The sequence below is a fragment of the Corallococcus carmarthensis genome, from assembly GCF_003611695.1.
GTDB lineage: Bacteria > Myxococcota > Myxococcia > Myxococcales > Myxococcaceae > Corallococcus > Corallococcus carmarthensis.
Genome location: NZ_RAWE01000087.1, coordinates 13001 through 35826 on the forward strand (window position 1 = coordinate 13001; position 22826 = coordinate 35826).

At 69.3% G+C, this 22826-nt stretch carries 14 protein-coding genes; 6 read left to right on the forward strand and 8 right to left on the reverse strand.

Translation table 11 applies throughout. From position 1 onward, the window contains the following. Nucleotides 1-11: 11 nt before the first annotated feature. Both D7X32_RS22625 and D7X32_RS22630 read right to left on the reverse strand, forming a co-directional pair. Nucleotides 12-836 (reverse strand): TadE/TadG family type IV pilus assembly protein, encoded by an 825-nt coding sequence (locus tag D7X32_RS22625; RefSeq protein WP_120604649.1) that lies wholly within the window; start codon nucleotides 834-836, stop codon nucleotides 12-14. A 156-nt stretch (nucleotides 837-992) separates the two neighbouring features. Then, nucleotides 993-1787: an SDR family NAD(P)-dependent oxidoreductase gene (locus D7X32_RS22630; protein WP_120604650.1), complete on the reverse strand. Its 795-nt coding sequence runs from the start codon at nucleotides 1785-1787 to the stop codon at nucleotides 993-995. Nucleotides 1788-1928: 141 nt separating this feature from the next. Here D7X32_RS22630 and D7X32_RS22635 point away from each other — a divergent pair, with 141 nt between their 5' ends. Both D7X32_RS22635 and D7X32_RS22640 read left to right on the forward strand, forming a co-directional pair. Beyond that, entirely contained in the window at nucleotides 1929-2810 is an 882-nt protein-coding gene (locus D7X32_RS22635; RefSeq protein ID WP_147450223.1) for a hypothetical protein, read from the forward strand. 156 nt (nucleotides 2811-2966) lie between these two features. Then, the gene (locus D7X32_RS22640; protein ID WP_120604652.1) at nucleotides 2967-4187 is read left to right on the forward strand and encodes an FAD-dependent monooxygenase; all 1221 of its coding nucleotides are present in this window, start codon (nucleotides 2967-2969) and stop codon (nucleotides 4185-4187) included. Nucleotides 4188-4214: 27 nt separating this feature from the next. Here the strand turns inward: D7X32_RS22640 and D7X32_RS22645 are convergent, their stop codons facing one another. From D7X32_RS22645 to D7X32_RS22655, 3 genes are all read right to left on the reverse strand, one after another. Next, on the reverse strand, nucleotides 4215-5630 hold the full coding sequence (locus D7X32_RS22645) for a pyridoxal phosphate-dependent decarboxylase family protein (protein ID WP_120604653.1): 1416 nt from the start codon (nucleotides 5628-5630) through the stop codon (nucleotides 4215-4217). A gap of 73 nt (nucleotides 5631-5703) precedes the next feature. Continuing rightward, on the reverse strand, nucleotides 5704-7377 hold the full coding sequence (locus D7X32_RS22650; RefSeq protein WP_120604654.1) for an SH3 domain-containing protein: 1674 nt from the start codon (nucleotides 7375-7377) through the stop codon (nucleotides 5704-5706). Nucleotides 7378-7511: 134 nt separating this feature from the next. Continuing rightward, nucleotides 7512-10682, reverse strand: a complete 3171-nt coding sequence (locus D7X32_RS22655) for a beta strand repeat-containing protein (protein ID WP_147450224.1) — start codon at nucleotides 10680-10682, stop codon at nucleotides 7512-7514. A gap of 475 nt (nucleotides 10683-11157) precedes the next feature. Between D7X32_RS22655 and D7X32_RS22660 the strand changes: the two genes are divergently transcribed. Further along, on the forward strand, nucleotides 11158-11850 hold the full coding sequence (locus D7X32_RS22660; protein WP_120604656.1) for a lysoplasmalogenase: 693 nt from the start codon (nucleotides 11158-11160) through the stop codon (nucleotides 11848-11850). Between the two features lie 354 nt (nucleotides 11851-12204). On the opposite strand, the gene D7X32_RS22670 is transcribed toward D7X32_RS22660, so the two are convergent. The 3 genes from D7X32_RS22670 to D7X32_RS22680 are packed head-to-tail and all read right to left on the reverse strand — an operon-like array spanning nucleotide 12205 to nucleotide 14992. Beyond that, the gene (locus tag D7X32_RS22670) at nucleotides 12205-12732 is read right to left on the reverse strand and encodes a hypothetical protein (protein ID WP_120604658.1); all 528 of its coding nucleotides are present in this window, start codon (nucleotides 12730-12732) and stop codon (nucleotides 12205-12207) included. 49 nt (nucleotides 12733-12781) lie between these two features. After that, nucleotides 12782-13771: a HEAT repeat domain-containing protein gene (locus D7X32_RS22675; protein ID WP_120604659.1), complete on the reverse strand. Its 990-nt coding sequence runs from the start codon at nucleotides 13769-13771 to the stop codon at nucleotides 12782-12784. 9 nt (nucleotides 13772-13780) lie between these two features. Further along, nucleotides 13781-14992, reverse strand: a complete 1212-nt coding sequence (locus D7X32_RS22680; RefSeq protein ID WP_120604660.1) for a hypothetical protein — start codon at nucleotides 14990-14992, stop codon at nucleotides 13781-13783. A gap of 437 nt (nucleotides 14993-15429) precedes the next feature. Between D7X32_RS22680 and D7X32_RS22685 the strand changes: the two genes are divergently transcribed. From D7X32_RS22685 to D7X32_RS22695, 3 genes are read left to right on the forward strand one after another with little or no spacing between them, the layout of a single operon-like run. Continuing rightward, entirely contained in the window at nucleotides 15430-18495 is a 3066-nt protein-coding gene (locus tag D7X32_RS22685; protein ID WP_120604661.1) for a serine/threonine-protein kinase, read from the forward strand. 20 nt (nucleotides 18496-18515) lie between these two features. Continuing rightward, nucleotides 18516-19808 (forward strand): peptidase associated/transthyretin-like domain-containing protein, encoded by a 1293-nt coding sequence (locus D7X32_RS22690; protein ID WP_120604662.1) that lies wholly within the window; start codon nucleotides 18516-18518, stop codon nucleotides 19806-19808. A gap of 51 nt (nucleotides 19809-19859) precedes the next feature. Continuing rightward, on the forward strand, nucleotides 19860-22775 hold the full coding sequence (locus D7X32_RS22695; protein ID WP_158625740.1) for a DUF4215 domain-containing protein: 2916 nt from the start codon (nucleotides 19860-19862) through the stop codon (nucleotides 22773-22775). Nucleotides 22776-22826: the final 51 nt, after the last annotated feature.

Below are 22826 nucleotides of genomic sequence, written 5' to 3' on the forward strand. Positions count from 1 at the left end.
CGGCGCGAGGCCTAGCCGTCCACCGCGCAGGAGGACGGCCCCCGATTGCCAGCGTTGATGAGGTTGGATTGCATGCGCATGGTGGAGGTCGTCACCACGGGAATCGCATACGTGTGCGCGTTGGCCAGCGCGGCCAGTTCCTTGAAGTAGTCCTGCGCGCGCTTCGCCCCATGCGCCTCCAGGTACCGCGAGGCGGACCCGCCGCCGGGAGCCCGTTGGGTGAGGAAGGTGACGCCTTCCAGTTGCCCCAACACCTCACGGCCCATGTAGAAGGTATGCAGTTGCCAGTTCGCGAACGGGATGCGCAGCTCATAGAAGTACGTCACCCGCACCGACAGCAGATTGGCCTCCACGACGGTGGCGTCCCGGTAGTCGTCGAAGTCAATCTCCCTGCCGGCCAGGTGCGAGCCATAGGTGGAGAAGAGGCCACCGAGCGCGCCGCGCTTCGGGTTCAGCACCTCCACGCGCACCCGCTCCAGGTCCGACCCGGGGAAGCGCCTGTTCCTGTTCTGGTTCCCCCCGGCCGTATAGGCCTCATGGACATCCATGGCGTTGAGGAGCGTGTCCGTCCGTCCCCGGACCCCGGGCCCGGGCGACCCCAGCGTCGGCACGAGCGCCATGTACGCGGCGCTCTTCATGGTCTCGCAATCCCCATGATTGACAATGCCCGTGCGGACCGCGCGGTAGGCCGCGTACTCGGTCATCAACCTTGCATGGTGCAGGGTGGTGAGCTGGAGGGTGCCCAGGATGAGGAACACCATCAGGGGCACCACCAACGCGGACTCCACGGCGGCCTGACCCGACTCCCCCCGGTTGGCCGGAAGCACTGTTTGCATTTGGATTCCCAGCCTCACATGCGCCGGGAGGGATTGACCAGTCCTTGCCACCAATGCCTGCCTGAAAGGGCTGCTTCCAGACAAGCAATTGTCAGCTGGCGAAAACTTGTCTATCCATGACTTCCAAAACCAACCACTGACCGGAGGGGTGGGACCTCAGACGATGGAGTCCACCACGCCGCCATCGACCCGCAGCGCGGCGCCGGTGGTGGCGGAGGCCTGGGGGGACGCGACGTAGACGATCATGTTCGCCACCTCATCCACGCTGGAGGGGCGGCGGAGGATGGAGCTGGGCCGGTTCGCCTTGATGAAGTCCACGGCGAGGTCCTCGTAGGAGCGGCCCGACTTCTCCTGCTCCTCGCGCAACATCGTGCGCACGCCTTCGGAGAGGGTGGGACCCGGCAGCACGGAGTTGACCGTGACGCCGGTGCCCGCCATGCGCTTGGCCAGCCCGCGCGCGACGGACAGCTGCGCCGTCTTGGTGACGCCGTAGTGGATCATCTCCGTCGGGATGTTCAGCGCGGACTCCGACGAGACGAACACCACGCGGCCCCAGCCCCGCTTCTGCATCCCCGGCAGGTACGCGCGCGACAGCCGCACACCGGACAGGACGTTCGCCTCGAAGAAGTGGCTCCAGTCGTCGTCGGACACGTCGAAGAAGTCCTTCGGCTCGAAGATGCCCAGGTTGTTGATGAGGATGTCGCAGCGGGGGTGCGCCGCGACGAGCGCCGCGCTGGCCTCCGCCGTGCTCAGGTCGCCCGCGAAGCCCTGCACCGTGGCGCCCGGGGCCGCCTCGCGCACCGCCGCGATCGCCCGGTCCACCGCCGCCTGCGTCCGGCCGTTGACGATGACCGTGGCGCCCGCCGCCGCCAGCCCCTTCGCCGTGGCCAGACCGATGCCCGCCGTGGACCCGGTGACGAGGGCAATCCTTCCATTGAGTTCGATGCGCATGGGGTTTCCCTAGGGAAAGAGGTGAACGGCTCGGCCGTGGGTATGCGTTCCGGCAGCCTCCGAAACAACGAAAACGCAGGCCGCAAGTCCTTCTTCACCCAGAGTACGATGCGCGTTTCATCCTCCGAGGGGGAGAACACCATGGCCGAAGAAGCCACCGTCCGGTTGTTGAAGCAGCAATCCGCGAGCAGCGCCTACGTGCACGTGGTGACCCCACCGAAGCCCCCCGCGGAGCTGACGGCCGCCGTGAGCAACGCGAACGTCGGCGCGGTCTGCGCGCTGCTCGCGGGAGCGGGGCACAGCACGGCCGTCACCGACGACGCGCTGGACCGGGAGGCAGGGGACCGGCGTCCCCCCACCCAGCGCAACCCCGGGGGGCTCCGGCAGAAGGACCGGATGGGAATGACCCTGGCGAACCGCGTCTCCCAGTGGGGCGCGAAGGTTGGCACGCATTGGCGCCTGTTCAAGCAGCCGAAGGTCGAAGCGTTCGTGGAGGGCCTCTTCCAGACGGTGAAGGCCAGCGCGGAGAACGGGAATCATCTCTGGGGAAAGTGCACGGTCACCTTCAGCCGCGCGGACCTCTTCCACTGCCACCTGGTCTACGACGTCTCCGGAACCCAGCCGGACATCCTGTTCCTCTTCCACCTGAAGGAATACCCAAGCAACATCGAGGCGGACAAGAGCCACGACGCACACCTCATCGAGCCAGACATCGCCGAGTTCAAGGCCCATGAAGACGCGGGCTACACGCGGCGCAACGCCATCTACTCCCTGCGGATGAACCGGCTGTGGATCATCAACTACATCCGCCAGATCGACGAGGAGCTGTACGTCCCGGTCTACAAGGCGGATCATCCCTACGTGCCGCTCCTCACGGCGCAGTCCCGGGCCAAGGACATGCTTGAAAACTTCATGGGCAATCCCCTGGCCGTGGGTGGAGATCAGCTGGGAGACGAGTTCGGGACCATCAACTACTTCCCCCGGGAACTCGCCCACCCCGTCTTCTCCGTGCGCGGGCACTGAACCGGGCTGAGGTGCCCTGGCAGGCCACGCACCGTCCGCTCTTGAATCGCGCCCGTCCTTTTCTGTCCTGTCAGCAACGGCAGACAGCGCTTCCGGCCAGCGTCGGCACCCGGAGCGGCCCTGTAGCATCGGGCCGTTCGAGCGCTGGGGGATGCGATGAAGATGGTCTGTGTTGGCGGAGGCCCCGCGGGGCTCTATTTCTCGATCCTGGCGAAGCTGTCCAACCCGAAGCACGACGTCACCGTCGTCGAACGCAACCCCGCGGGCGTGACGTATGGCTGGGGCGTCGTGTTCTGGGATGACCTGCTGGACGACCTCTACCGGAACGACCCGGTGAGCGCGCAGCGGATTGCCCAGGCCGCGGCGCGCTGGGACACGCAGGAGGTGCACCTGCGGGGCCAGTTCGCGACGCACATCGGAGGCTACGGGTTCGCGCTGGGGCGCGACCGGCTGCTGGACATCCTCATCCGGCGGGCGAAGGGGCTGGGAGTGGACGTCCGCTTCCAGCAGGACGTCACGGACGCCTCCGCGTTCGCGGACGCGGACCTCGTCGTCGCCTGCGACGGCGTCAACAGCCGCCTGCGCCAGCGCTACGTCAGCCATTTCCAGACGCACGTGGAGGAGGGCCGGAACAAGTACATCTGGCTGGGAACCAACAAGGTGTTCGACGCCTTCACCTTCGCCTTCGAGGAGACGCCCGCCGGCTGGCTCTGGTTCCACGGCTACCGCTTCAACGGCGAGACCAGCACCTGCATCGTGGAGTGCCAGGAGGCGACCTGGAAGGCGCTGGGCTTCGACACGCTGGGGCCGGACGAGACGCTCCGGAAGCTGGAGGACATCTTCCAGAACCAGCTCCGGGGCAGGTCGCTGTTCAATCAGCTGAAGGGCATGGGCAAGGCGCCCTGGCTCAACTTCAAGCGCATCACCAACGAGCGCTGGTACCACGACAACGTCGTGCTCATGGGTGACGCCGCGCACACCACCCACTTCTCCATCGGCTCCGGAACGAAGCTGGCCATCCAGGACGCCATCGGGCTGGCCCAGCAGCTGCGTGCCCATCCGGAGGACCTGCCCGCGGCGCTGGAGGCGTATGACGAGGAGCGGCGCGCCGCCCTGCTGGCCATCCAGCTGGCGGCGCGCAGCAGCTCCGAGTGGTTCGAGAACGTCCCCAGCTACGTGAACCAGGACGCGACGGCGTTCGCCTACTCGCTGCTGAACCGCCGGGGCAGCTCCGTGTGGAGCTACCTGCTGCTCATGGCCAGTCAGCAGCCGACGCTGCGGGGCGCGCTGCGCCAGATCCACGCCTCCAAGCGGTGGGTGCGCGCGCGCCGCCGGGGACGCGGCGCCGTGGCCCTGAGCGCGCCGCCTCCGGGCTAGACGAACGATTGCGATTCTCGAGGAGGCTCATGCCGCGCGACGCAGGACCCTCCTCGCGGCCTCCACCGCGCGAGCCACATCGCCTGCCGTGGTCCGCCAGTTGATGACACTCACGCGCATGGCCCGGCGACCGCGCCATGCCGTCCCACTGAAGAACGCCTCTCCCGTCTCGTTGATCTCGCGGATCACTCCGTCCGTCCAACGGTCGTGGTCCTCTTCGCTTGCGCCAGGGCGCGGGTCGAGGAACCGGATCAACCCTTGATTCAATGTGGGCGGCCAGAGGACTTGCGCCCCCGGAAGTCCGCCGATGCCAGACACCAGATCGCGGGCGTGCAAGCAGCTCCGGTCCACCAGGTCTTCGATGCCGGTCCTCCCGAGCTCGCGGAGGGCTGCATACACAGCGAACCCCCTGGCTCGCCGCGACCACTCTGGATTCCAGTCGATCTGATCGCGGACCGACTCCCCCGGGGTGATGTAGCTCGCGTTCACGGTCATGCTTGCCCGGTGCGCGGCGCGGTCGCGAATCGCGGCGAAGCCACTGTCGAAGGGCACGTTCAGCCATTTGTGAGCGTCGGTCGCCCAGCTATCGGCGAGCTCGACCCCCGTCAGGAGGTGCCGCATCGACCGGCTTGCGCGCGCAATCAGACCGAAAGCGCCGTCAACGTGAACCCACGCTCCTGACCGCTTCGCCGAGGGAATCAGCTCCTCGAAGGCATCAAACGCTCCGACGCTGAGGTCCGCGGCATCAAGGACCACGATGGTGGGACCAGGACCGCCGCCGAGCGCGCTGTGGAACGCGGCCCGGTCCACGGCTCCATCCGCGGCCGTGGGCAGGACCGTCAGGGACTTCTGGCCGAAGCCCAGGAACCGCAAAGCGCGGTCCACGGATGCGTGGCGAAGCTCGCTGACGATGACGCGAATCCGAGGCGCATCGAACAGCCCATCCCGATTCACATCCCAGCCAGCGGTTCGGAGTACCGCCTCACGCGCAGCAGCCAGACAGGTGAAGTGAGCCAACTGACAGCCTGTCGTGAACGCGAAGGACGCTTCGTCCGGCAACCCGAGCAGGTCGATGAGCCACCTGCCAGCGACCTCCTCGACGACGGCCGCGGCGGGGCCGCAGGCATGGAGCGCGGCATTCTGGTCCCAGGTGGAGGTGAGCCAGTCCGCGGCAAGAGCCGAACTCAGGGACCCGCCAATGACCCACGCGAAGAACCTGCCCCCCGCCGATCCCAGATGGCCTCCAGCGGTGGCCGCCACCAACGCATCCACGACCTCGACAGGGGGGCTGCCATGCTCCGGCAACGCCCCGCCCAGCCTTGCCCTCAGTTCGTCGGCTCCGACAGTCGCGCCCACGGGCGCGCTCCCCAGTCCTTCAATGTGGGCCCGTGCATGAACGAAAGCGCGGTTCAGCGCGGCGACGGAATCCTGCGAATGGGTCATGGGCAGTACGGTCGCCAGACACGGCCCTGTCTCGCACCCCGGATCTTGCTGTCGAATTCGCGGCCGCCGCCGTTCAGGGAGACGCGGCCGGGTCCTGGGGCGGCGTGGCGACGAGCAGGCCGTGGGAGCGATTGCCCGCGGTCTTGGCCCACGCGGCCTCGAAGTCCTTCCACGAGTAGACCTCCTCGCGGTTCTGGAAGGGGTTGTAGACGCGCACCATCCAGTCGCCGTTGCCATTCTCTTCCACCGCGCGGACGTTCACCCAATGCGCCGTGCCGGTGGCGCGCAGCTTGCCGTCCGCTCCCGTCGGGTCGATGTCCACCAACGCGATGAGTGAGTTGCCGTCGGCGAGGAACCGCGCGAAGTCCTCGGGAGGCAGCGCGTTCTCCGCCTTGTATTCCGTGGTCCAGCCCGCCGTCTGGTACATCGTCGCCAGGTGCCCGTTGTCGGTCGTTACTCCACTGTTGAGCAGGCCCGCGCTGGTGGCTTCCGCGAAGAGGTTCAACGCCTCCGTGGGCAGCAGCCCCATGGACGCGCCCACGGCCAGCGGGCCGCACAGGTTCTTGTGGAGCGTGCGCCAGCCGTCGCCCAACATTCCGTTGAGGTTGAGGTACTGCGCGGCGGAGTTCGGGTTCACGGCGAACTCACTCCACTCGTCCACCTTTCCACGGCCCAACGCGCTGTCCACGCCAACGAAGGGGTGATCCACCACCTCGCCGCCTTCCTTCACACCGTCGAAGAGGAACGACGTCTGTTCGCGCACGGCGGCCTGCCACTCCTGGCGGAAGACGGTCTCCCGGCCCTCGGCCGGAAGGTGGTCCCACACCATCGGAGCCACGGAGGGTGGCGGCGGGCCGTTGACGTCGAACTCCGGCATCGGCCACATCTCCGCCACCACCTTCTCCCGGGCGGTCTGGATGATCTCCTCGCGGCTCTCCTTCGGCAGGGCGTTCCAGACGTGGACTTCGATGTCGGGCGGGCGCGTCCCGTCCGCCACCCACTGGGGGACGGGGGACTCCCACGGCTGAGGAGGCGGCGGAGGCGGCAGCGGGGCTTCTGCCTCCTGGGTCAGAGGCGCGTACACCCAGGCCTGGGTTCCGTTCTCCAGCTCCACGTTCAGCCAGGTGCCATCGTCGTTCTCTCCGAGCACCTTCATCTTGGCCCCCTCGTCCAGGGTGGCGACCCAGGTGCCCTGTGTGCCCGGACTGGCGCGGGTGTTGATGTCGTTCTTGATCGGCGAGACCCAGCGCTCGCCATCCGCCACCTGGCGGTCCGCCACGCCGGAGAGCCCCAGCTTCTGGATGAGGGCTTCGCGCTGAGGCCCCGGGGGCGAGGAGAGGACCTGCTGCATCTTGCCCGCGGGCACCGGCACCGGCTGCGAGTAGCGCGGGTGCGTCGCCTGCCACTGGCCCAGCGTCTCGTAGCGCACCGTCGGGTGGTTGGGGTCCACCACGGAGCCGTCCGGCCTGCGCACCAGGGCGTGGCCCACGCCGTCGCTCGCGTCCTTCAACAGGAGGATGGAGTCACCGGGCCGGGCCAGCCCCACCGCCTTCTCCAGGCAGTTGGCGCTGCCGTCTCCCAGCCGCTCCGTGTGCAGGTTGCTGGCGGGCGCGGGGGTGGAGACGAACGTGGACGCCGACCCGAACGGCTGCGGCCGGGGCGCGGGCGGTGCCTTCATGGCCGGAGCGGGCAGGGGCTCCGGACGGGGAGCCACGAGTTGGGACATGAAGCGCGGGAACTGGATCATCGGAAGCGGCCTCGTGGATGAGTGCGTCGTTTCCCCTCATCACGTGGGCCCCGGTCCCCCCTTGAATTAAGCCGAGTTAAACGTGCGTCCCCCAGCCCGCCGCCCCTGTCGCGCGGCGGGCCGGAGGGACCGGGCTACGGAACGACGTACAGGTCGCCGTTCGTCTGGGCGATGGCCCCACCCACGACGTTGTAGACGTCGAAGAGGTCGGCGCTCTTGAGGCTCGCGCCCGCCGCCACCGGGGCCAGGAGGGGCGACGTCGTCAGCTGCGACTGCGTGGTGCTGACGAAGGTGTTGCCGGAGACCGTGACCAGGTTGTCCGCGGGCAACGTGCCGCTGTTCACGCTGGTGTCGGGCCGCAGCCACATGCCAGCGAGGAGCTGGTTGAAGGCGGCCGAGTTGTGGAGCGGCGTGCTGGTGATGTTCACGCTGAGCGCCGTGTCACCGGCGTTGGCCGCGCTGCTGACCGTGCCCGCGATGGAGACGAACGGCGTGTAGCCGCCCGTGGCGTAGTGCGTCTGGTTGTTGTTGTTGATGAGCAGCTGGCCGTACGCCACGCCGCTGTGCTTGAGGAACACCGTGCCCGCGCCGCCGTCGGTGTACGTGGCGCTGATGCCGGTGCCGCCGCGCGCCTGGAGCTGCGCGTTGCCCGTGGGGAACGGGTAGCCCATGGCCCCAACGAAGCTGGAGGCATCCCCCGTGCTCACCAGCGCGATGCGCCCGCCACCGCCCGCGCGCGTGGAGCCGTTCGAGCTGGAGGAGAAGGCATTCGATCCGTTGGCGGTGAGGGTGCCGTTCCAACCCGTGGTGTCGAACCCCCCGCAGCGCAGGGAGATGGAGCCACCCGCCGCGCCGTAGGACACCGCGCTCGCCTTGATGAGGGAGGTCCCGCCCAGCGTGCAGACTCCGGCGGCATTGACCCGGAACACACCGCCGCCGGGGCTCCGGTAGCCCAGATACGCCGGCGAGCTGCCGACGGTCGTCCCCGCGCCGCCCGGATACCGGGGGTCGCGGTAGTCGTCGTAGACCATGCCTCGTACCGAGCCCGCCGTGTACCCGCCACCGACGCCACCGTGGCTCGCGCCGTAGCCGCCCGCCGGACTGGCCGCGGACGAGGGGCCCGTCGCACCAAAGCCCCAGAGGGTCAGTGGCGCGCCCTGGGCATCCATCGCCGCCGGGTAGCCCAGCCCCGCGACGTCGACCGCGCCGCCCGTGAGGCGGAAGGTCTCCGTGAGCGTCATGTTGAGGCTGGACACCTGCGCGGCGGCGGGCGACGTCTTGAACAGCGGCAGGTAGTGCTTGAGGGTGCCCGCGGACTGCGTGTAGCGCGCCGCCTTGAGCGAGTTGGTGACCAGCGTGCCGCCACTCAGGGTCACGTCACCGGACGCGGCGATGGCGGGCACCGTGATGGAGCCGGCGGACACCGTCACGTTGTCCGCGACGAGCGTGCCGCCGCCCACCGCGGACAGGGCCTGCGTGGCCTGCACGACGTTCACCGCGCCGGCCGCGTACTCGATGCGGCCCGTCCTGCCGCTCGTCGTGTCGAAGAGCACCAGGCCGTTCACGGTCATCGTGGGCGCGCCGGAGCTCGTCGTGTTGCCGGACAGCACGTGGATGTCGCCATTGGTCTCCAGCACCGCGTTGCCGAGCACGTCCAGGTGGTCCAGCACGTCCACGCTGCGGAAGAACGCGCCGGACGCGACGTTGGAGGGCACGGCGCTGGTCGTCAGGTTGCCCACCGCGTTGGTGGTGACGCTCACCAGGTTGGACGGGTCCAGCAGCGCCCCACCCGCGGCGGTGATGTCCGGCCGCAGCCAGCCGCCCGCGAACACGCCGTTGTAGGCGACGCTGGTCGACGGGGTCGTGTTCTGGGTGAGCGCGGGGTTGAAGTTCAGCGGTGCGCCCGCGTTCTCGTAATAGGTCGCGTTGAACATCGTGCTGGCGACGGAGACGGGAATGGCGGTGGCGCCCGCGGTGACGTTCGTCGTGATGGTGCCCGCCAGCGAGGGGAGTCGCGTGGTGCCCTCGTTCTGGTAGTGCGCGGGCGAGTTGTTCGCGATGACGAGGTCGCCGTAGGTCAGCCCGCTGTGCTTCAGGTAGATGGTGCCCGCGCCGCCCGCGCCCACCACGTAGCTGGAGTTGGCCGGCGTGCCGCCGAAGGCATGGACCCGGGCGGGGAGGTTCACGGGCGGGTAGCTCACCGCGCCCGTCATCGTCGCGGCGTCACCGGTGCTGACCAGCGCGATGCGGCCACCGCCACCCGCGCCATTCGGGATGGAGGAGTTCCCCGCGCCCTTGCCGCCATCCGCGTTGATGCTTCCCGTCCAGCCCGTGGAGATGATGCCCCCGCACCGCAGGTTGATGGAGCCCCCCGCGGCATTGAAGGAAGCGGACGCGGCGAGGGTGGAGGCCCCGGCCAGCACGCAGGGACCCGTGGACGTGATGCGCACCACGCCGCCTCCGTGGGAACCCGAGTACGTGTCGTTGGTGGCGCCGGGGTACTTCGGGTCGCGGTAGTCGCCGTAGGTCGTCCCCGCGTTGCCCGCCTGGTTGTTGTTGGCCTGCGAGATGTTCATCCGGTAGTTGCCGGAGCCCATGCCGCCGTGGCTCGCGCCGTACAGCATGCTGGTGCCCACGAGCGACGACGACGGCACGCCGTTGGGGCCGAAGCTGACCAGGCCGTTGCCACCGCAGGAGCCATTGGGATTGCAGCTCATCCCGTAGCCCTTGTTGGTGGTGTTGACCGTGCCGCCCAGCAGGTTCCACGAGCCCGTGAGCACGTCCAGCTTGAACATGGCGGCGTTGGTGCCCTGGAGGTGCGTCACCGTGCCGCCCGTGATGAAGACGTCACCGAAGGTCTGCCCCACCGTCGTGGCGTCGAAGGTGACGGTGCCGCCGGTGATGTAGAGGTTCCGGCCGCCCGCGTGGCTGGAGGTAATCGTCACGTTGCCGGTGGTGACGGTGGTGCCGCACGGCCCGGTGCAGCCCGAGCCGCCGCCGAACAGCGCCGAGTCGAACGTGACGTCCACCGTGTCCGGAATCGTCGTGGTGCCGCTCCCGTCCGTGACGGTGGCGGAGAAGGTCGTCGGCACGGTCAGCGGCGTGGAGCTCCGCGCGGTGACGACATAGCTCCCCGCGCCGGAGTCCACCGCCGTCAGGCACGTCGCGCCCGGAGCATTCACCGTGCAGGCCGAGGTCCCCGTGCCGCCCAGCGTGACCGTCCCATCACTGCTCAGCACCTCGACATGGAGCCCCGTCCCCAGGGGGTCGCCGTTCACGTCGCGCGGCGTGACGGTGAGGGTCACGAAGGCAAGCCCATCCGAGGGCGCGTTGATTGCGGACGCAAGCAATTGGGGCTGCGGTGAAGTCAGACCCGCGCGTGAGGTCACGGGGGCGCCAGAGGCGGGCGGTCCGCTCTCTTCTGGCGGCGGAGGGGAACAGCTGATCAACGTGGCAAGCACGAGCGAACCTGCGAATGGCAGACGCATGTGGGGAATCTCCCTTTGAGTTGGAACAGCGGCCGGCTGGCAATGCTTCAGCCCGGGGCGCTGGACGTCCGTATGCTTCAGCCGGGCTGTGTGAAGGAAGGAGTCAGCGGAAACATTCTTGACGTAATCGTGTTTTTCTTGACCTGACAGCAAACACTGGAGACACGGAACGCACTCAGTTGAGTCCCGTCCCACGTCGCTGATGCAAAGAATTGGGACCTTCGCGGTGATGGCGAAGCGCCCTCCAGACCATCGAAGTGCCCGCGCGCTGGCGGCGCTATGGTGCCGCCCCATGCGCGAGGGATGGACAAGCGGAACAAAGCTCCTGGCGGCGGCAAGCCTGGCGGGCGTGGTGGGCTTCCTCTTCGTCATGGACGTGGGGCCCCGGGAGGCGCGGCTCGTCACCAAGGCGCTGCCCATGGTGTGCCTGCTGCTGTGGCTGTGGCCCGTCCGGGCACGCCATGCGCGGTTCATCTTCGCGGGACTGGCGCTGTCCCTGCTCGGGGACGTGCTGTTGGAGATGAGCCCGGACCTGTTCCTGCCGGGCCTGGGCGCGTTCCTGCTGGCCCACGTGGGCTACATCGCCGCGTTCCTCTCCGTGACGCGGCGCCTGGACCTGCCGCGAGCGCTGCCCTTCGCGCTGCTGGCGGCGGGTGCCACCGTGGGCCTGTGGCCCGGCCTGGGCGGGATGGCGCCGCCCGTGACGGCCTACGTCGCCGTCATCTGCACGATGGGCTGGCGCGCGGCGGCCCTGATGGGGAGCCCGGCGCTCACGCGGCGCGAACAATGGCTGGCATTCGGGGGCGCGCTGCTGTTCTCCGCCAGCGACGGGCTGCTCTCCATCCGGCTCTTCGTCGCGCCCCTGCCCGGCCTGGGCTACGCCGTCATGCTGCTGTACTGGGCCGCGCAGTTCTGCATCGCGGCCTCCGCGCGCGCGGCACCTGATCAGGCCCCGGTGCCTGTATCCTCCAGCCGTCCCATCTGATTCCTGGAGGCATCCATGTGGCGTTCCCTGTGTGTCGCGGCGTTCTGCGTTTTCGGTCTCACGGCTTGCGGCGGTAGCACCACCGCCGAAGAAACCCTCGGAACCCAGGAGCAGGGCCTCGCGTGCGAGGCTGGCACCGGCGCCTGCCCCGGCACCACCGTCTGTGCGTACAACGGTCCTGGCGATGAGGGGCTCTGCCGCCCCGCGTGTATCAACGGCACATGTTCCAACGGCCAGACCTGCTGCACCCAGCCCAGCGGCGCGCCGTACTGCAACAGCTTCTGCTACTGATTGCCCAACCCCACCAAAGGCGGAGCGCCCCACGACGCTCCGCCTCCGGCAGACACCGCGTGACTACTCCAGCACGCCAACGGTCTCCGAGCGGTCCACTGCCTCACCCTTGGTGGTGTAGCCGCTGTACCAGCCCGTCAGGTTGCTGCCGGACTGGTCATACTGCATGTGGACGTGGGGACCCGTGGCGTTGCCCGTACCGCCCTCGTTGCCCACCTGGCAGCGGTTGCACGTGCGGTCATACGAGTCCGCCGTCTTGATGAAGTGCCACAGGCGGAACGTCTTGCCGTTGGAGAAGGCGTGCTTCGCCTCGTTCTGCGTGCCGCTGCCCGTGCCGTTGCAGTAGACGCCCGACGTGCGGACCGTCACGTTCCAGGACAGGGACGCCATCACGCCCGTCTCCACGCCCCAGTAGTTGCAACGGCCGCTGGAGATGTCCACCGCACCGTGGAACGTGCCGCTGGAGTAGTACGTCGTCGCCGTCACCGTGCCCGGGAAGGGAGACTTCACCGTGTACGAGTACGCAGCCGCGACCGAGGGAACCGCGAGGACCAGGAGGGCCGCGAGGGCCGACTTCTTCGTGAGACGCATCGGGGGTGTTCCTTTCGGGCCGGCGGGTCCGGCCCCATGAGGGTGCCGCTCAATGGACCTGTTGCAGCCGCTGCTTCTCTCTCAAGAGCAGGTCCCACTCCTGAACGCCTGATTGGAGGACGCGGATCCACGCGTCGATCTCCGGTGCCATGCCGGGGTCCACGCTCCGCAGCTTGCGCAGCGCCGGCACGGCGTCCGCGAAGCCCAGCTCCGCGATGCCCTGCACCAGCGCCTTGCGCACGCCCGCGTCCCGTTCCCCCCGGTACATGCCCACCAATGCCTCACGCGCGGGACCCATCTGCGCCGCCGGCACGCCGCCCAACGCGAGCGCCGCGGAGCGCCGCACGTCCGCGCTCTCGTGGCCCAGCATCCCGAGCAGCTTCTGCCCTGCCTCCGGCCCCATCCGGCGCGTGTCCAGGGACTCCAATATCTTCGCCGTCACCTTCGGATCCGTGGACGCCGTGGCGGCATTCACCGCCATGTCCGTGGCCGGGCCGTGGTGGGCGGAATAGACGTACTGGTTGTCCTCGATGAGGTTCTTCGCCGCCTCCATGCGGACCTCCGGCGAGCCGTCCCGCATGAGCCGCTCGTACATGTCCCCCGTCTTCTCCAGCGCGCCGGTGCGGCGCATGGCGCGCACGGTGGCGGCGCGGACGGACGGGTCGCGGTCCTCCAGCGCGCGGCGGGCCACGGCCTGGATGGCGTCCTTCTCCGCCTCGCGCTCGCTGCGCGCCACCAGCGCCGCGGCCAGCTGCTCCACCATCGCGGGGGCGGTCTCCCGGTCGAACGCCGCGTGCAGCTCCCCGGAGGGCAGCGACACGGCGGCCTCGCGCAGCACGGCGTTCAGATAGTCCCGGTAGGCCTTGGAGCTGGAGCCCAGCCCCTGGCGGAGCTGGTCCATCAACCCCTGGACCGAACAGCTCTCCCCCTTCAGCGCCGGCATCGCGGCGGAGGGCGTGGACTGGGCGAAGGCCGCCGGGGACGTGAGCATCAGCGTCAGGCCACCGAGCGCGCGAAGACCTTGGAGGAAGCGGGGCATGCGGGGCTCCTACTGGTGGCGGTCCATGCAGCCAAAGGGGTTCTGGTCCGGCAGCTCGTTCCAGACGCGGATGAAGTCGACGTTGCCCTGGGCGTAGAGCGTCTCGAAGGTGCCGTAGAGCGCCTGGAAGCGCGGGTCCACGGCCGCCATGTTCGCCATCACGGGCAGGGCGTCCCGGCCCGCGACGCGCGCGGAGAAGCGGAACAGCGCCCAGCGCACGCACACGGACTGCTCGCGGTTGAAGGAGTCCGCGAACAGCTTCAGCGTCTGCTCCTTGTCGGAGGACATGGCCAGCACCTGCGCCGCCGCGTCGCGGCCGTCCTCGTTGCCCTCGCTCTGCAGGATGCGCGCGAAGCGGTCCGTGGTCTTCGCGTCCAGCACCGGCGAGTTGTGCAGCGGTGCCGTCTGCGCCAGGTGGCGGATCTGTTCGTCCGGCGAGTCGGTGGCGATGGTGATGAGCCGGTCGAGGTAGGGCGACGCGTCGCCCAGGTTCTGGGACTCGCGCGCCATCACACGGCCCAGGGTGCGCGTGGCGGCCCAGCCCGCCTCGGTGGACGCGGGGTCGCGCGCGAAGTCCGCCATCCGGTCCATCGCCTCCGGGGTCAGGCGCTTCTGCGAGTCGAGCGCGGAGAGCATGCCCGCGCGCCGCTCGATGGACAGCCCCGGGTCCATCCCCGCCTCCAGCAGCTTCGCCGCGACCTGGGGCTTCTGCACCGCGTCCGACCCACGCAGGCCCGACAGCAGCACCTTGAACTCCGCGCCCTGCGCGTCCCGCGCCCACGCCACCACCTGCCCCGCCTTCCCCGCGTCGTCGCCGATGAGCTCCGAGAGCTTCGACATCAGGTAGTCGCGGACGAGCGGGTCCTTCGACGCGAGCAGCGGCGCGGCCTGGTCCCGGAACGAGTCCAGCGTCACGCCGTCGTTGAAGCGCGCCAGCTCCGGGAAGCACGTCTGGTCCGAGAAGCGGCGCTCCGCGGCCTCCGCCTCCGCCACGCCGGAGGCCGCCGCCCCGGCGCCCCCACCACCGCCATGTGAACCCGGAGACCGCGAGGCTTTGACAGGGGCGGCCACCGCCGAGGGGGCCGGGGCGTCGTCACCGCCACGCCACAGCAGCCCCACGGCGGCCACCACGGCCGCCAGGCCCGCGCCCGCCAGGACCCAGGAGGCACGTCCACGCGAAGGACCGGGAGCGGGGGGCTGGGTCGGAGTGGAAGGAACCATGGGAGTCCAAATAACCATGGATTCCTTGTTTTAATCAAGGAAAACAGATTGATTGGATTTTTACTGGACCTGCCATCTTTCCCCTCTGGGAATTCCATCTTCTGACAGCGCGCGTCATCAGAACAGTGGGCGCGTTATGGAACGGGCCACCCATGTGACGCGCTCCGTGTCACAGCGCCGCAATGTCTTTCGCATGCGGGTGCGAGTGGATGTCACACAGCGTTGCACCATCCGCCCGTCTGCCTTCCTGCCCTCCAAGGTCAAAACAGACACGCCTCCCATGGAGGGCGGTGAACTGTCCGCGCTTCCGTGTCCGTGTATGATTTCGACCCGTGGTGGCAGGGCCGGGGGGCTGTACCCAGCGCACGGATGCATCGGGCGGAGTCGCCCGGGTCGCGCCATGGCTGTGAATGCGTCGCGGGAAAAGTGGCCGGACAATGATGAAGAACGAAGCAGGTGCCGTGCGGCGGAGTCCTTCCGCGGTGGGCGTGACGGGTGTGTCCTCGGACCTGACGGACCGGACGCAGGCCGCCGACGTGGAGTCACTCTTCGGGGCCACTCCGGCGCCGGTGGAGCCGCCGTCGCGCGCCTCCAACACCGGGTCCTCGTCGACGGGGTCTTCGTCCACGGGGTCCTCGTCCACCTGGGACGGGCCGTCGCGTCCGGGCACGGGCTCGGGCACGGGTGACACCGGCAACGACACGGGGCCCTCCATCCAGGGCCACGCGCTGCGCCCGGGCATGCGCCTGCAGCACTACGAGCTCATCCGCGAGCTGGGCTCCGGCGGCATGGGCACGGTGTTCCTCGCGCGCGACGTGCGGCTGGGGCGCCGGGTGGCCATCAAGTTCCTGCACAGCGAGGACGCCGACATCACCCGGCGCTTCATCCTGGAGGCGCGCGCCACCGCGCGGTGCAGCCACGAGAACATCGTCATCATCTACGAGGTGGGCGAGTTCCCCGGCGGCCCCTTCATGGTGCTGGAGTACCTCCAGGGCAAGCCGCTGACGAAGGTGCTGGGCAACCAGCGCCTGCCGCCCGCGCGCGCGGTGGAGCTGATGGTGCCGGTGGTGAAGGCGCTGGTGTGCGCCCACGAGCAGGGCATCGTCCACCGCGACCTCAAGCCGGAGAACATCGTCGTGACGGACTCGGGCGCCATCAAGGTGCTCGACTTCGGCATCGCCAAGGTGCTCCAGGGCGACGACCCGCCGGAGACACCCGCGGGGGCGCCCCAGGCCCAGCCGCGCCTGCACTCGGTGGAGGGCATGGGCGAGGACGTGTCCAACCTCACCCGCAAGGGCGCCATCATGGGCACCATGGCCTTCATGTCCCCGGAGCAGTGGGGCATCGGGGTGGCCGTGGACAACCGCACGGACATCTGGGCCGTGGGGTTGATGCTGTTCCGCATGCTCGCCGGCAAGCACCCGTTGGATCCGCTGCGCGGCCCGCAGCTGATGGTGACGGGCATGCTGGACGAACCGATGCCGCTCCTGAAGAGCATGGCGCCAGACGTCCCGCAGGAGCTGGCGGCCGTCGTGGACCGCTGCCTGCTCAAGCGCAAGGACGAGCGCTTCCCGGACGCGGCCTCGCTCTTGCGCGCGCTGGAGCCCTTCCTCCCCGGCCGCATGAGCCGCGAGCTGCGCGTGGACGAGAGCCCCTACGCGGGCCTCAGCTCCTTCCAGGAAGCGGACGCGGACCGCTTCTTCGGCCGCACCCGTGAAATCGCCGCGCTGGTGAACCGCATCAACGACCGGCCGCTGCTGGCCGTGGTGGGCCCGTCCGGCACGGGCAAGTCGTCGTTCGTGCGCGCGGGCCTGGTGCCGGTGCTCAAGCGCTCCGGCACGCCCTGGGAGGCGCTCGTCATCCGCCCCGGGCGAAACCCGCTGTCCGCGCTGGCGAGCATCGTCGCGCCGCTGATGAGCTCGTCCACCACCATCGAGGACGACCTCCAGGAGCAGCAGCGGCTGGTGGAACGGCTGCGCGCGGAGCCCGGCTACGTGGGCAACGTGCTCCGCAGCCGCGCGCGGCGGGAGCGGCGGCGCATCCTCCTCTTCATCGACCAGTTCGAGGAGCTCTACACGCTGGTGCCGGATGCCCAGGAGCGGCTCGCCTTCACCGCGTGCCTGTCGGGCATCGCGGACGACGCGACCACGCCCATCCGCGTCATCCTCTCCATCCGTTCGGACTTCCTGGACCGGGTGCCTGAGGACGAGCGCTTCATGGCGGAGCTCAGCCAGGGGCTCTACTTCCTCACCGCGCCCGCTCGCGAGGGCTTGAAGGACGCGCTGGTGCAGCCGGCGGAGCGCGCGGGCTACCAGTTCGAAAACCCCGCGATGGTGTCCAGCATGCTGGAGCACCTGGACTCGAGCCAGGGCGCGCTGCCGCTGCTGCAGTTCGCCGCCACCCAGCTGTGGGAGGCGCGCGACGTCACGAACCGGCTGCTCACGGAGAGCGCCTACCAGGCCATGGGCGGCATCGCGGGCGCGCTGGCGAGCCACGCGGACAGCGTGCTGGAGAGCCTCTCCCCCCAGGAGCGCACGCTGGTGCGCGCGCTCTTCCTGCGGCTCGTCACGCCGGAGCGCACGCGCGCCATCGTGTCCCTGGACGAGCTGCGCGAGCTGACGAAGGACACCGGCGAGATGCAGCGCCTCATCGACCACCTGGTGCAGGCGCGCCTGCTGGTGGTGCAGACCGGAGGCGGCGCCACGGGCGCGACGGTGGAGATCGTCCACGAATCGTTGCTGCACAGCTGGCCCACGCTGCGGCGCTGGCTGGACGAGGGACAGGAGGACTCCGCGTTCCTGGAGCAGCTGCGCAACGCGGCCCGGCAGTGGCAGGGCAAGAACTTCGACGCGCACCTCTTGTGGCGCGGTGAGCTGGTGGAGGAAGCCCAGCGCTTCCAGCGGCGCTACCGGGGAGAGCTGCCCCAGTTGCAGCAGGACTTCCTCGCGTCGGTGTTCGCGCAGGCGAAGAAGGGACGCCGGTTGAAGCGGGCGCTGATGGTCGGCAGCGCCACGTTCCTGGGACTGCTGGTGGTGGCGTCGGTGGTGGCGCTCGTCGTCATCCGCAACGCGCAGCAGGAGGCCGAAAAGCAGGCCCAGGCGGCCCAGGCCGCGGAGATCATCGCGCGCGCCGCCGAGTCCACCGCCCGCGGCGCGGAGACGGAGGCCAAGCAGCGTCTGGCCGAGGTGCAGGCCAAGGAGCTGGAGCGCCAGAAGGCGCAGCAGGCGGCGGAGTCCGCCAACGAGCAGGTGGCGCTGGCGAACCAGGAGCTGCTCAGCAAGAACGACGAACTGGTGTCCGCGCTCCAGCGCGCCCAGGAAGCGCAGCTGCGCGCCCGGAGCGCCAAGAAGCGCGCCGAGGAAAGCGCCGACTCCGCGCGCGACGCCCGCGAGGAAGCCCTCCGCGCGGCGGAAGAACTCTCCACGTTGCTCAAGCGGGAGAAGGAGCGCGTCTCCCGTCTGCAATCCCAGCTGGGCAGTCCGGTCATCGAGGTCCTGAAGTGAGAAGCATCGTGAACAGGCTGATGAGCAGGTCCGCGTTCGTGTTGTCGGTGCTGCTGGCGCTGGAGACGGTGCCCGCGCAGGCGCAGGAGCCGGCGCCACGGACCGGCACCACGAAGACGTCCCGGGGCACGCGCAAGGCGGGCACCGCTAAGACGCCGGGCACCGCGAAGAAGTCCACCGCCTCGAAGGCGGCGGGCAAGACGACGGGCAAGGCCAAGCTGTCCGGCACCGGCACGAAGCGCCGACGGAAGCCTTCCGCCGCCGAGGCCGCGCAGACGCCCGTCCCAGCTCCCACGGACGCGCCCCTCTCCGAGTCCCTTCCCCTGCCCCCGCCTCCCACGCCGAAGGCTCAAGAGGCCCAGCAGGAGCAGGCCAGCAGCACGCTGGAGGGCTCGGCGGGCCCGGAAGAGCGCCCCTGGGCGAAGGGCATCTCCAAGGCGGACCAGGACGCGTCGCTCGCGCTGTTCGGCGAAGGCAACGCGCTCCTGAAGGAATCCATCTTCGTGCAGGCCGTGGAGAAGTACCGCCAGGCGCTGGCGCGCTGGGACCACCCGGCCATCCACTACAACCTCGCGCTGGCGCTGATGAACCTGGACCAGCCCGTGGAGGTGCACGAGCACCTGGTGGCGGCGCTGCGCTTCGGACCGGCGCCGCTGGAGAAGGAGAAGTTCGAGTACGCGCGCAACTACAAGACGCTGGTGGAGAAGCAGCTGGCGCGGGTGGACATCACCTGCGCCACGCCCGGCGCCACGGTGACGATGGACGGCCAGCCGCTGTTCGTGGCCCCCGGCCGCTACGAAGGGCTGGTGCGCCCCGGCGCGCACAGCATCGTCGCGACGATGACGGGCTTCGTGCCCAGCGACCAGAGCCGCACGCTGCTGCCCGGTGAGACGACGACGCTGGACCTGAAGCTCTTCACCTCCGACGACCTCATCCGCTACCAGCGCCGCTGGTCCGCCGCGATGCCCTGGCTGGTGATGGGCGCGGGCGTGGCCGTGGCGGGCGGCAGCGCCTTCCTCCACCTCCAGTCGCGCGACCACTTCCGCGCCTTCGAGTCGGGCATCGCCGAATGCGGGGGCTGCGTGCCGCCCACCGCCGTCTCCGATGAGCGCTCCCAGGGCAACCTGATGCAGACCGGCGCCATCGCCGGGTACGCCGTGGGCGGCGCGGTCCTCGTCACCGGCGCGGTGCTCGCCGTCCTCAACCAACCCAAGCCGTACCGCATCGAACCGGGCCAGGAGGCGGCGACCGTGCAGGTCACGCCGCTCCTCGGCGCGGGTTCGGGCGGTGCCGTGGCCACGTTCCGCTTCTGAGGTCTTCGCATGACACGCGTCTCCTCCTCTCCGCCCCCGGGCGGCTCCCCCTTGGCACGCGCCCTGCTGCTGCTGGCCGCGCCGCTGCTCCTCCTCTCCTCCTGCTTCCAGCCCACGACCGTGGACTGCCCCGCAGGGCTCGTGTGTCCGGAAGGCCTGAAGTGCGCCGCGACCCAGGGCGTCTGCATCTCGTCGGACTGCGGCGACGGCGTCATCCAGGACAACGAGCAGTGTGACGACGGCAACATCGTGGACGGCGACGGCTGTAGCCGCGACTGCAAGTCCACCGAGGCGTGCGGCAACGGCGTCGTGGACCAGGCCACGAAGGAGAAGTGCGACGACGGCAACACCCTGGACGGTGACGGGTGCAGCGCGGACTGCAAGTCCAACGAGCTGTGCGGCAACGGCATCATGGACACGGCCGTGGGCGAGAAGTGCGACGACGGCAACAACACCAGCGGCGACGGATGCAGCGCGGACTGTCTGTCCAACGAGACGTGCGGCAACAAGTACACCGACCCCTCCAAGGAGGAGCGCTGCGACGACGGCAACACCGTCAGCGGCGACGGGTGCAGCGCGGACTGCCGCTCCCTGGAGAGCTGCGGCAACGGATACAAGGACGAGGCCAAGGGCGAGAAGTGCGACGACGGCAACAACATCAACGGCGACGGGTGCAGCTCCGACTGCAAGTCCGACGAGACCTGCGGCAACAACGTCGTCGACGTCATCAAGGGTGAAATCTGCGACGACGGCAACAACGTGAGCGAGGACGGTTGCAGCGCGGACTGCCGCTCCGCGGAAGGCTGCGGCAACGGCGTCCGCGACGGCGAGGAGCAGTGCGACGACAAGGGCGAGTCCGCCACCTGCAACGTCAACTGCACCGTGCGCGTCTGCGGTGACGGCATCCTGAACCGGACCGCGGGCGAGCTGTGCGACGACAGGGGTGAGTCCGCCTACTGCAACGCCAACTGCACCCTGCGCTCCTGCGGCGACGGCGTGGTGAACACGTCTTCCGGCGAGCAGTGCGACAACCCCGGCCCCGTCAACAGCTCCACCTGCGACGCGGACTGCACCATCGCCTTCTGCGGCGACGGCTTCACCAACGTCACGCGCGGCGAGCTGTGCGACACGGCGGGCAACTCCCGCACCTGCAACGCGGACTGCACGCCCGCGGCCTGCGGCGACCGGTTCCTCAACACCGCGGCGGGCGAGCAGTGTGACGACGGGCCCAGCTCGGCCATCTGCGATATCGACTGCACCCCCACGGCCTGCGGCGACGGCGTCACCAACACGGCGGCGAAGGAGCAGTGCGACGACGGCAACACGCGCGACGACGACGACTGCCTGGGCACCTGCAAGCCGAACGTGTGCGGCGACAGCGTGGTCAACGTCAGCGGACCGGTCCGCCCGGAGGCCTGCGACGACGGCAACACGAAGACGGAGACCGGGTGCGCCTACGGCACCGCCACCTGCCAGGCGTGCAGCGGCGACTGCAAGACGGCGCTCGACCTGACGGGCAACGTCTGCGGCGACAACGTGAAGGACGCCACCAACGAGGCCTGTGACGACGGCAACACCGACACGGAGGACGCCTGCGCCTACGGCACCGCCACCTGCAAGGTGTGCCGCTTCGACTGCAAGGAGAGCCTGTCGCGCACGGGCAACGTCTGCGGCGACAACGCGAAGGACCCGGACCACGAGGCCTGCGACGACGGCAACACGAAGACGGAAACCGCATGCGACTACGGCACCGCGAGCTGCCAGAAGTGCCGCGGCGACTGCCAGCAGACCCTCACGCTCCAGGGCAACGTCTGCGGCGACGGCGTGAAGGACCCGAACGCCGCGAACGAGGTCTGCGACGACGGCAACACGCAGACGGAGACCGCGTGCCCCTACGGCACGGCGAACTGCCAGACGTGCAGCGGCAACTGCAAGCAGGTGCTGGCGGTGAAGGGCAACGTCTGCGGCGACGGCGTGAAGGACCCGGTGAACGAGGTCTGCGACGACGGCAACACGCAGACGGAGACCTCCTGCCCCTATGGCGCCGCGAGCTGCCAGCGGTGCAGCAGCGACTGCCAGCAGGTCCTCACGCTCCAGGGCAACGTCTGTGGCGACGGCAAGCAGGACCCGAGCTCCACGAACGAGGTCTGCGACGACGGCAACACGCAGACGGAGACCTCCTGCCCCTACGGCACGGCGAGCTGCCAGGTGTGCCGCTTCGACTGCAAGCAGGTGCTGACGGCGAGCGGCAACGTCTGCGGCGACAACGTGAGGGACGCCACCCACGAGGCCTGTGACGACGGCAACACCTCCACGGAGACCTCCTGCACCTACGGCACCGCGAGCTGCCAGCGGTGCAGCAACGACTGCCAGACGGTCCTCCCGCTCCAGGGCAACGTCTGCGGCGACGGCGTGCAGGACCCGAACGCCGCGAACGAGGTCTGCGACGACGGCAACACCGCCACCTGCGGCTCGTGCAGCGCCAACTGCAAGGTGAAGACGCTCCAGGCGGCGACGGGCACCATCACGGCCTCTCCCAGCACGGACATGTTCGACGAGGAGACGTTCACCATCAGCGACGGCATCAACACGCCCGTCACCTTCGAGGTGGACCGCGACAACAAGCTCAAGAACAGCGCCAACCAGCGGGTCGCCGTGGCGAACGGCACGCCCGCGACGCAGATTGCCCTCATCATCCGGGACGCCATCAACGCGGTGGCGGAGCCGTTTGAAATCGAGGCGGCGGTCACCACCGGGACCATCACCGTGAACGTCACCCACAAGCTGAAGGGCTCCATCGGCAATCAGGCGATGACCGAGCGCATCACCAACAACGCCTTCCGGGTGAACGGCATGACCGGCGGCAGCGGCTACGACTGCACCCAGGGCACGAAGTGCGTGGGCGACGAGGACTGCGCACGCGACCTGGTGTGTGGGGCCACCAAGACCTGCGTCCCGGCGCCTTGACGCGCTGAGCCATGTTTTGCGTTGTACGGGGACGGGTGGAGGGGCCCGGGT

What these genes read in the sequence shown, in the direction of transcription:
- D7X32_RS22660 (WP_120604656.1), top strand. Translation starts at nt 11,158, where the DNA reads ATGCGCGAGGGATGGACAAGCGGAACAAAGCTCCTGGCGGCGGCAAGC.
- D7X32_RS22650 (WP_120604654.1), bottom strand. Translation starts at nt 7,377, where the DNA reads ATGATCCAGTTCCCGCGCTTCATGTCCCAACTCGTGGCTCCCCGTCCG.
- D7X32_RS22690 (WP_120604662.1), top strand. Translation starts at nt 18,516, where the DNA reads ATGAGCAGGTCCGCGTTCGTGTTGTCGGTGCTGCTGGCGCTGGAGACG.
- D7X32_RS22680 (WP_120604660.1), bottom strand. Translation starts at nt 14,992, where the DNA reads ATGGTTCCTTCCACTCCGACCCAGCCCCCCGCTCCCGGTCCTTCGCGT.
- D7X32_RS22625 (WP_120604649.1), bottom strand. Translation starts at nt 836, where the DNA reads ATGCAAACAGTGCTTCCGGCCAACCGGGGGGAGTCGGGTCAGGCCGCC.
- D7X32_RS22670 (WP_120604658.1), bottom strand. Translation starts at nt 12,732, where the DNA reads ATGCGTCTCACGAAGAAGTCGGCCCTCGCGGCCCTCCTGGTCCTCGCG.
- D7X32_RS22685 (WP_120604661.1), top strand. Translation starts at nt 15,430, where the DNA reads ATGATGAAGAACGAAGCAGGTGCCGTGCGGCGGAGTCCTTCCGCGGTG.
- D7X32_RS22675 (WP_120604659.1), bottom strand. Translation starts at nt 13,771, where the DNA reads ATGCCCCGCTTCCTCCAAGGTCTTCGCGCGCTCGGTGGCCTGACGCTG.
- D7X32_RS22635 (WP_147450223.1), top strand. Translation starts at nt 1,929, where the DNA reads ATGGCCGAAGAAGCCACCGTCCGGTTGTTGAAGCAGCAATCCGCGAGC.
- D7X32_RS22630 (WP_120604650.1), bottom strand. Translation starts at nt 1,787, where the DNA reads ATGCGCATCGAACTCAATGGAAGGATTGCCCTCGTCACCGGGTCCACG.
- D7X32_RS22645 (WP_120604653.1), bottom strand. Translation starts at nt 5,630, where the DNA reads ATGACCCATTCGCAGGATTCCGTCGCCGCGCTGAACCGCGCTTTCGTT.
- D7X32_RS22640 (WP_120604652.1), top strand. Translation starts at nt 2,967, where the DNA reads ATGAAGATGGTCTGTGTTGGCGGAGGCCCCGCGGGGCTCTATTTCTCG.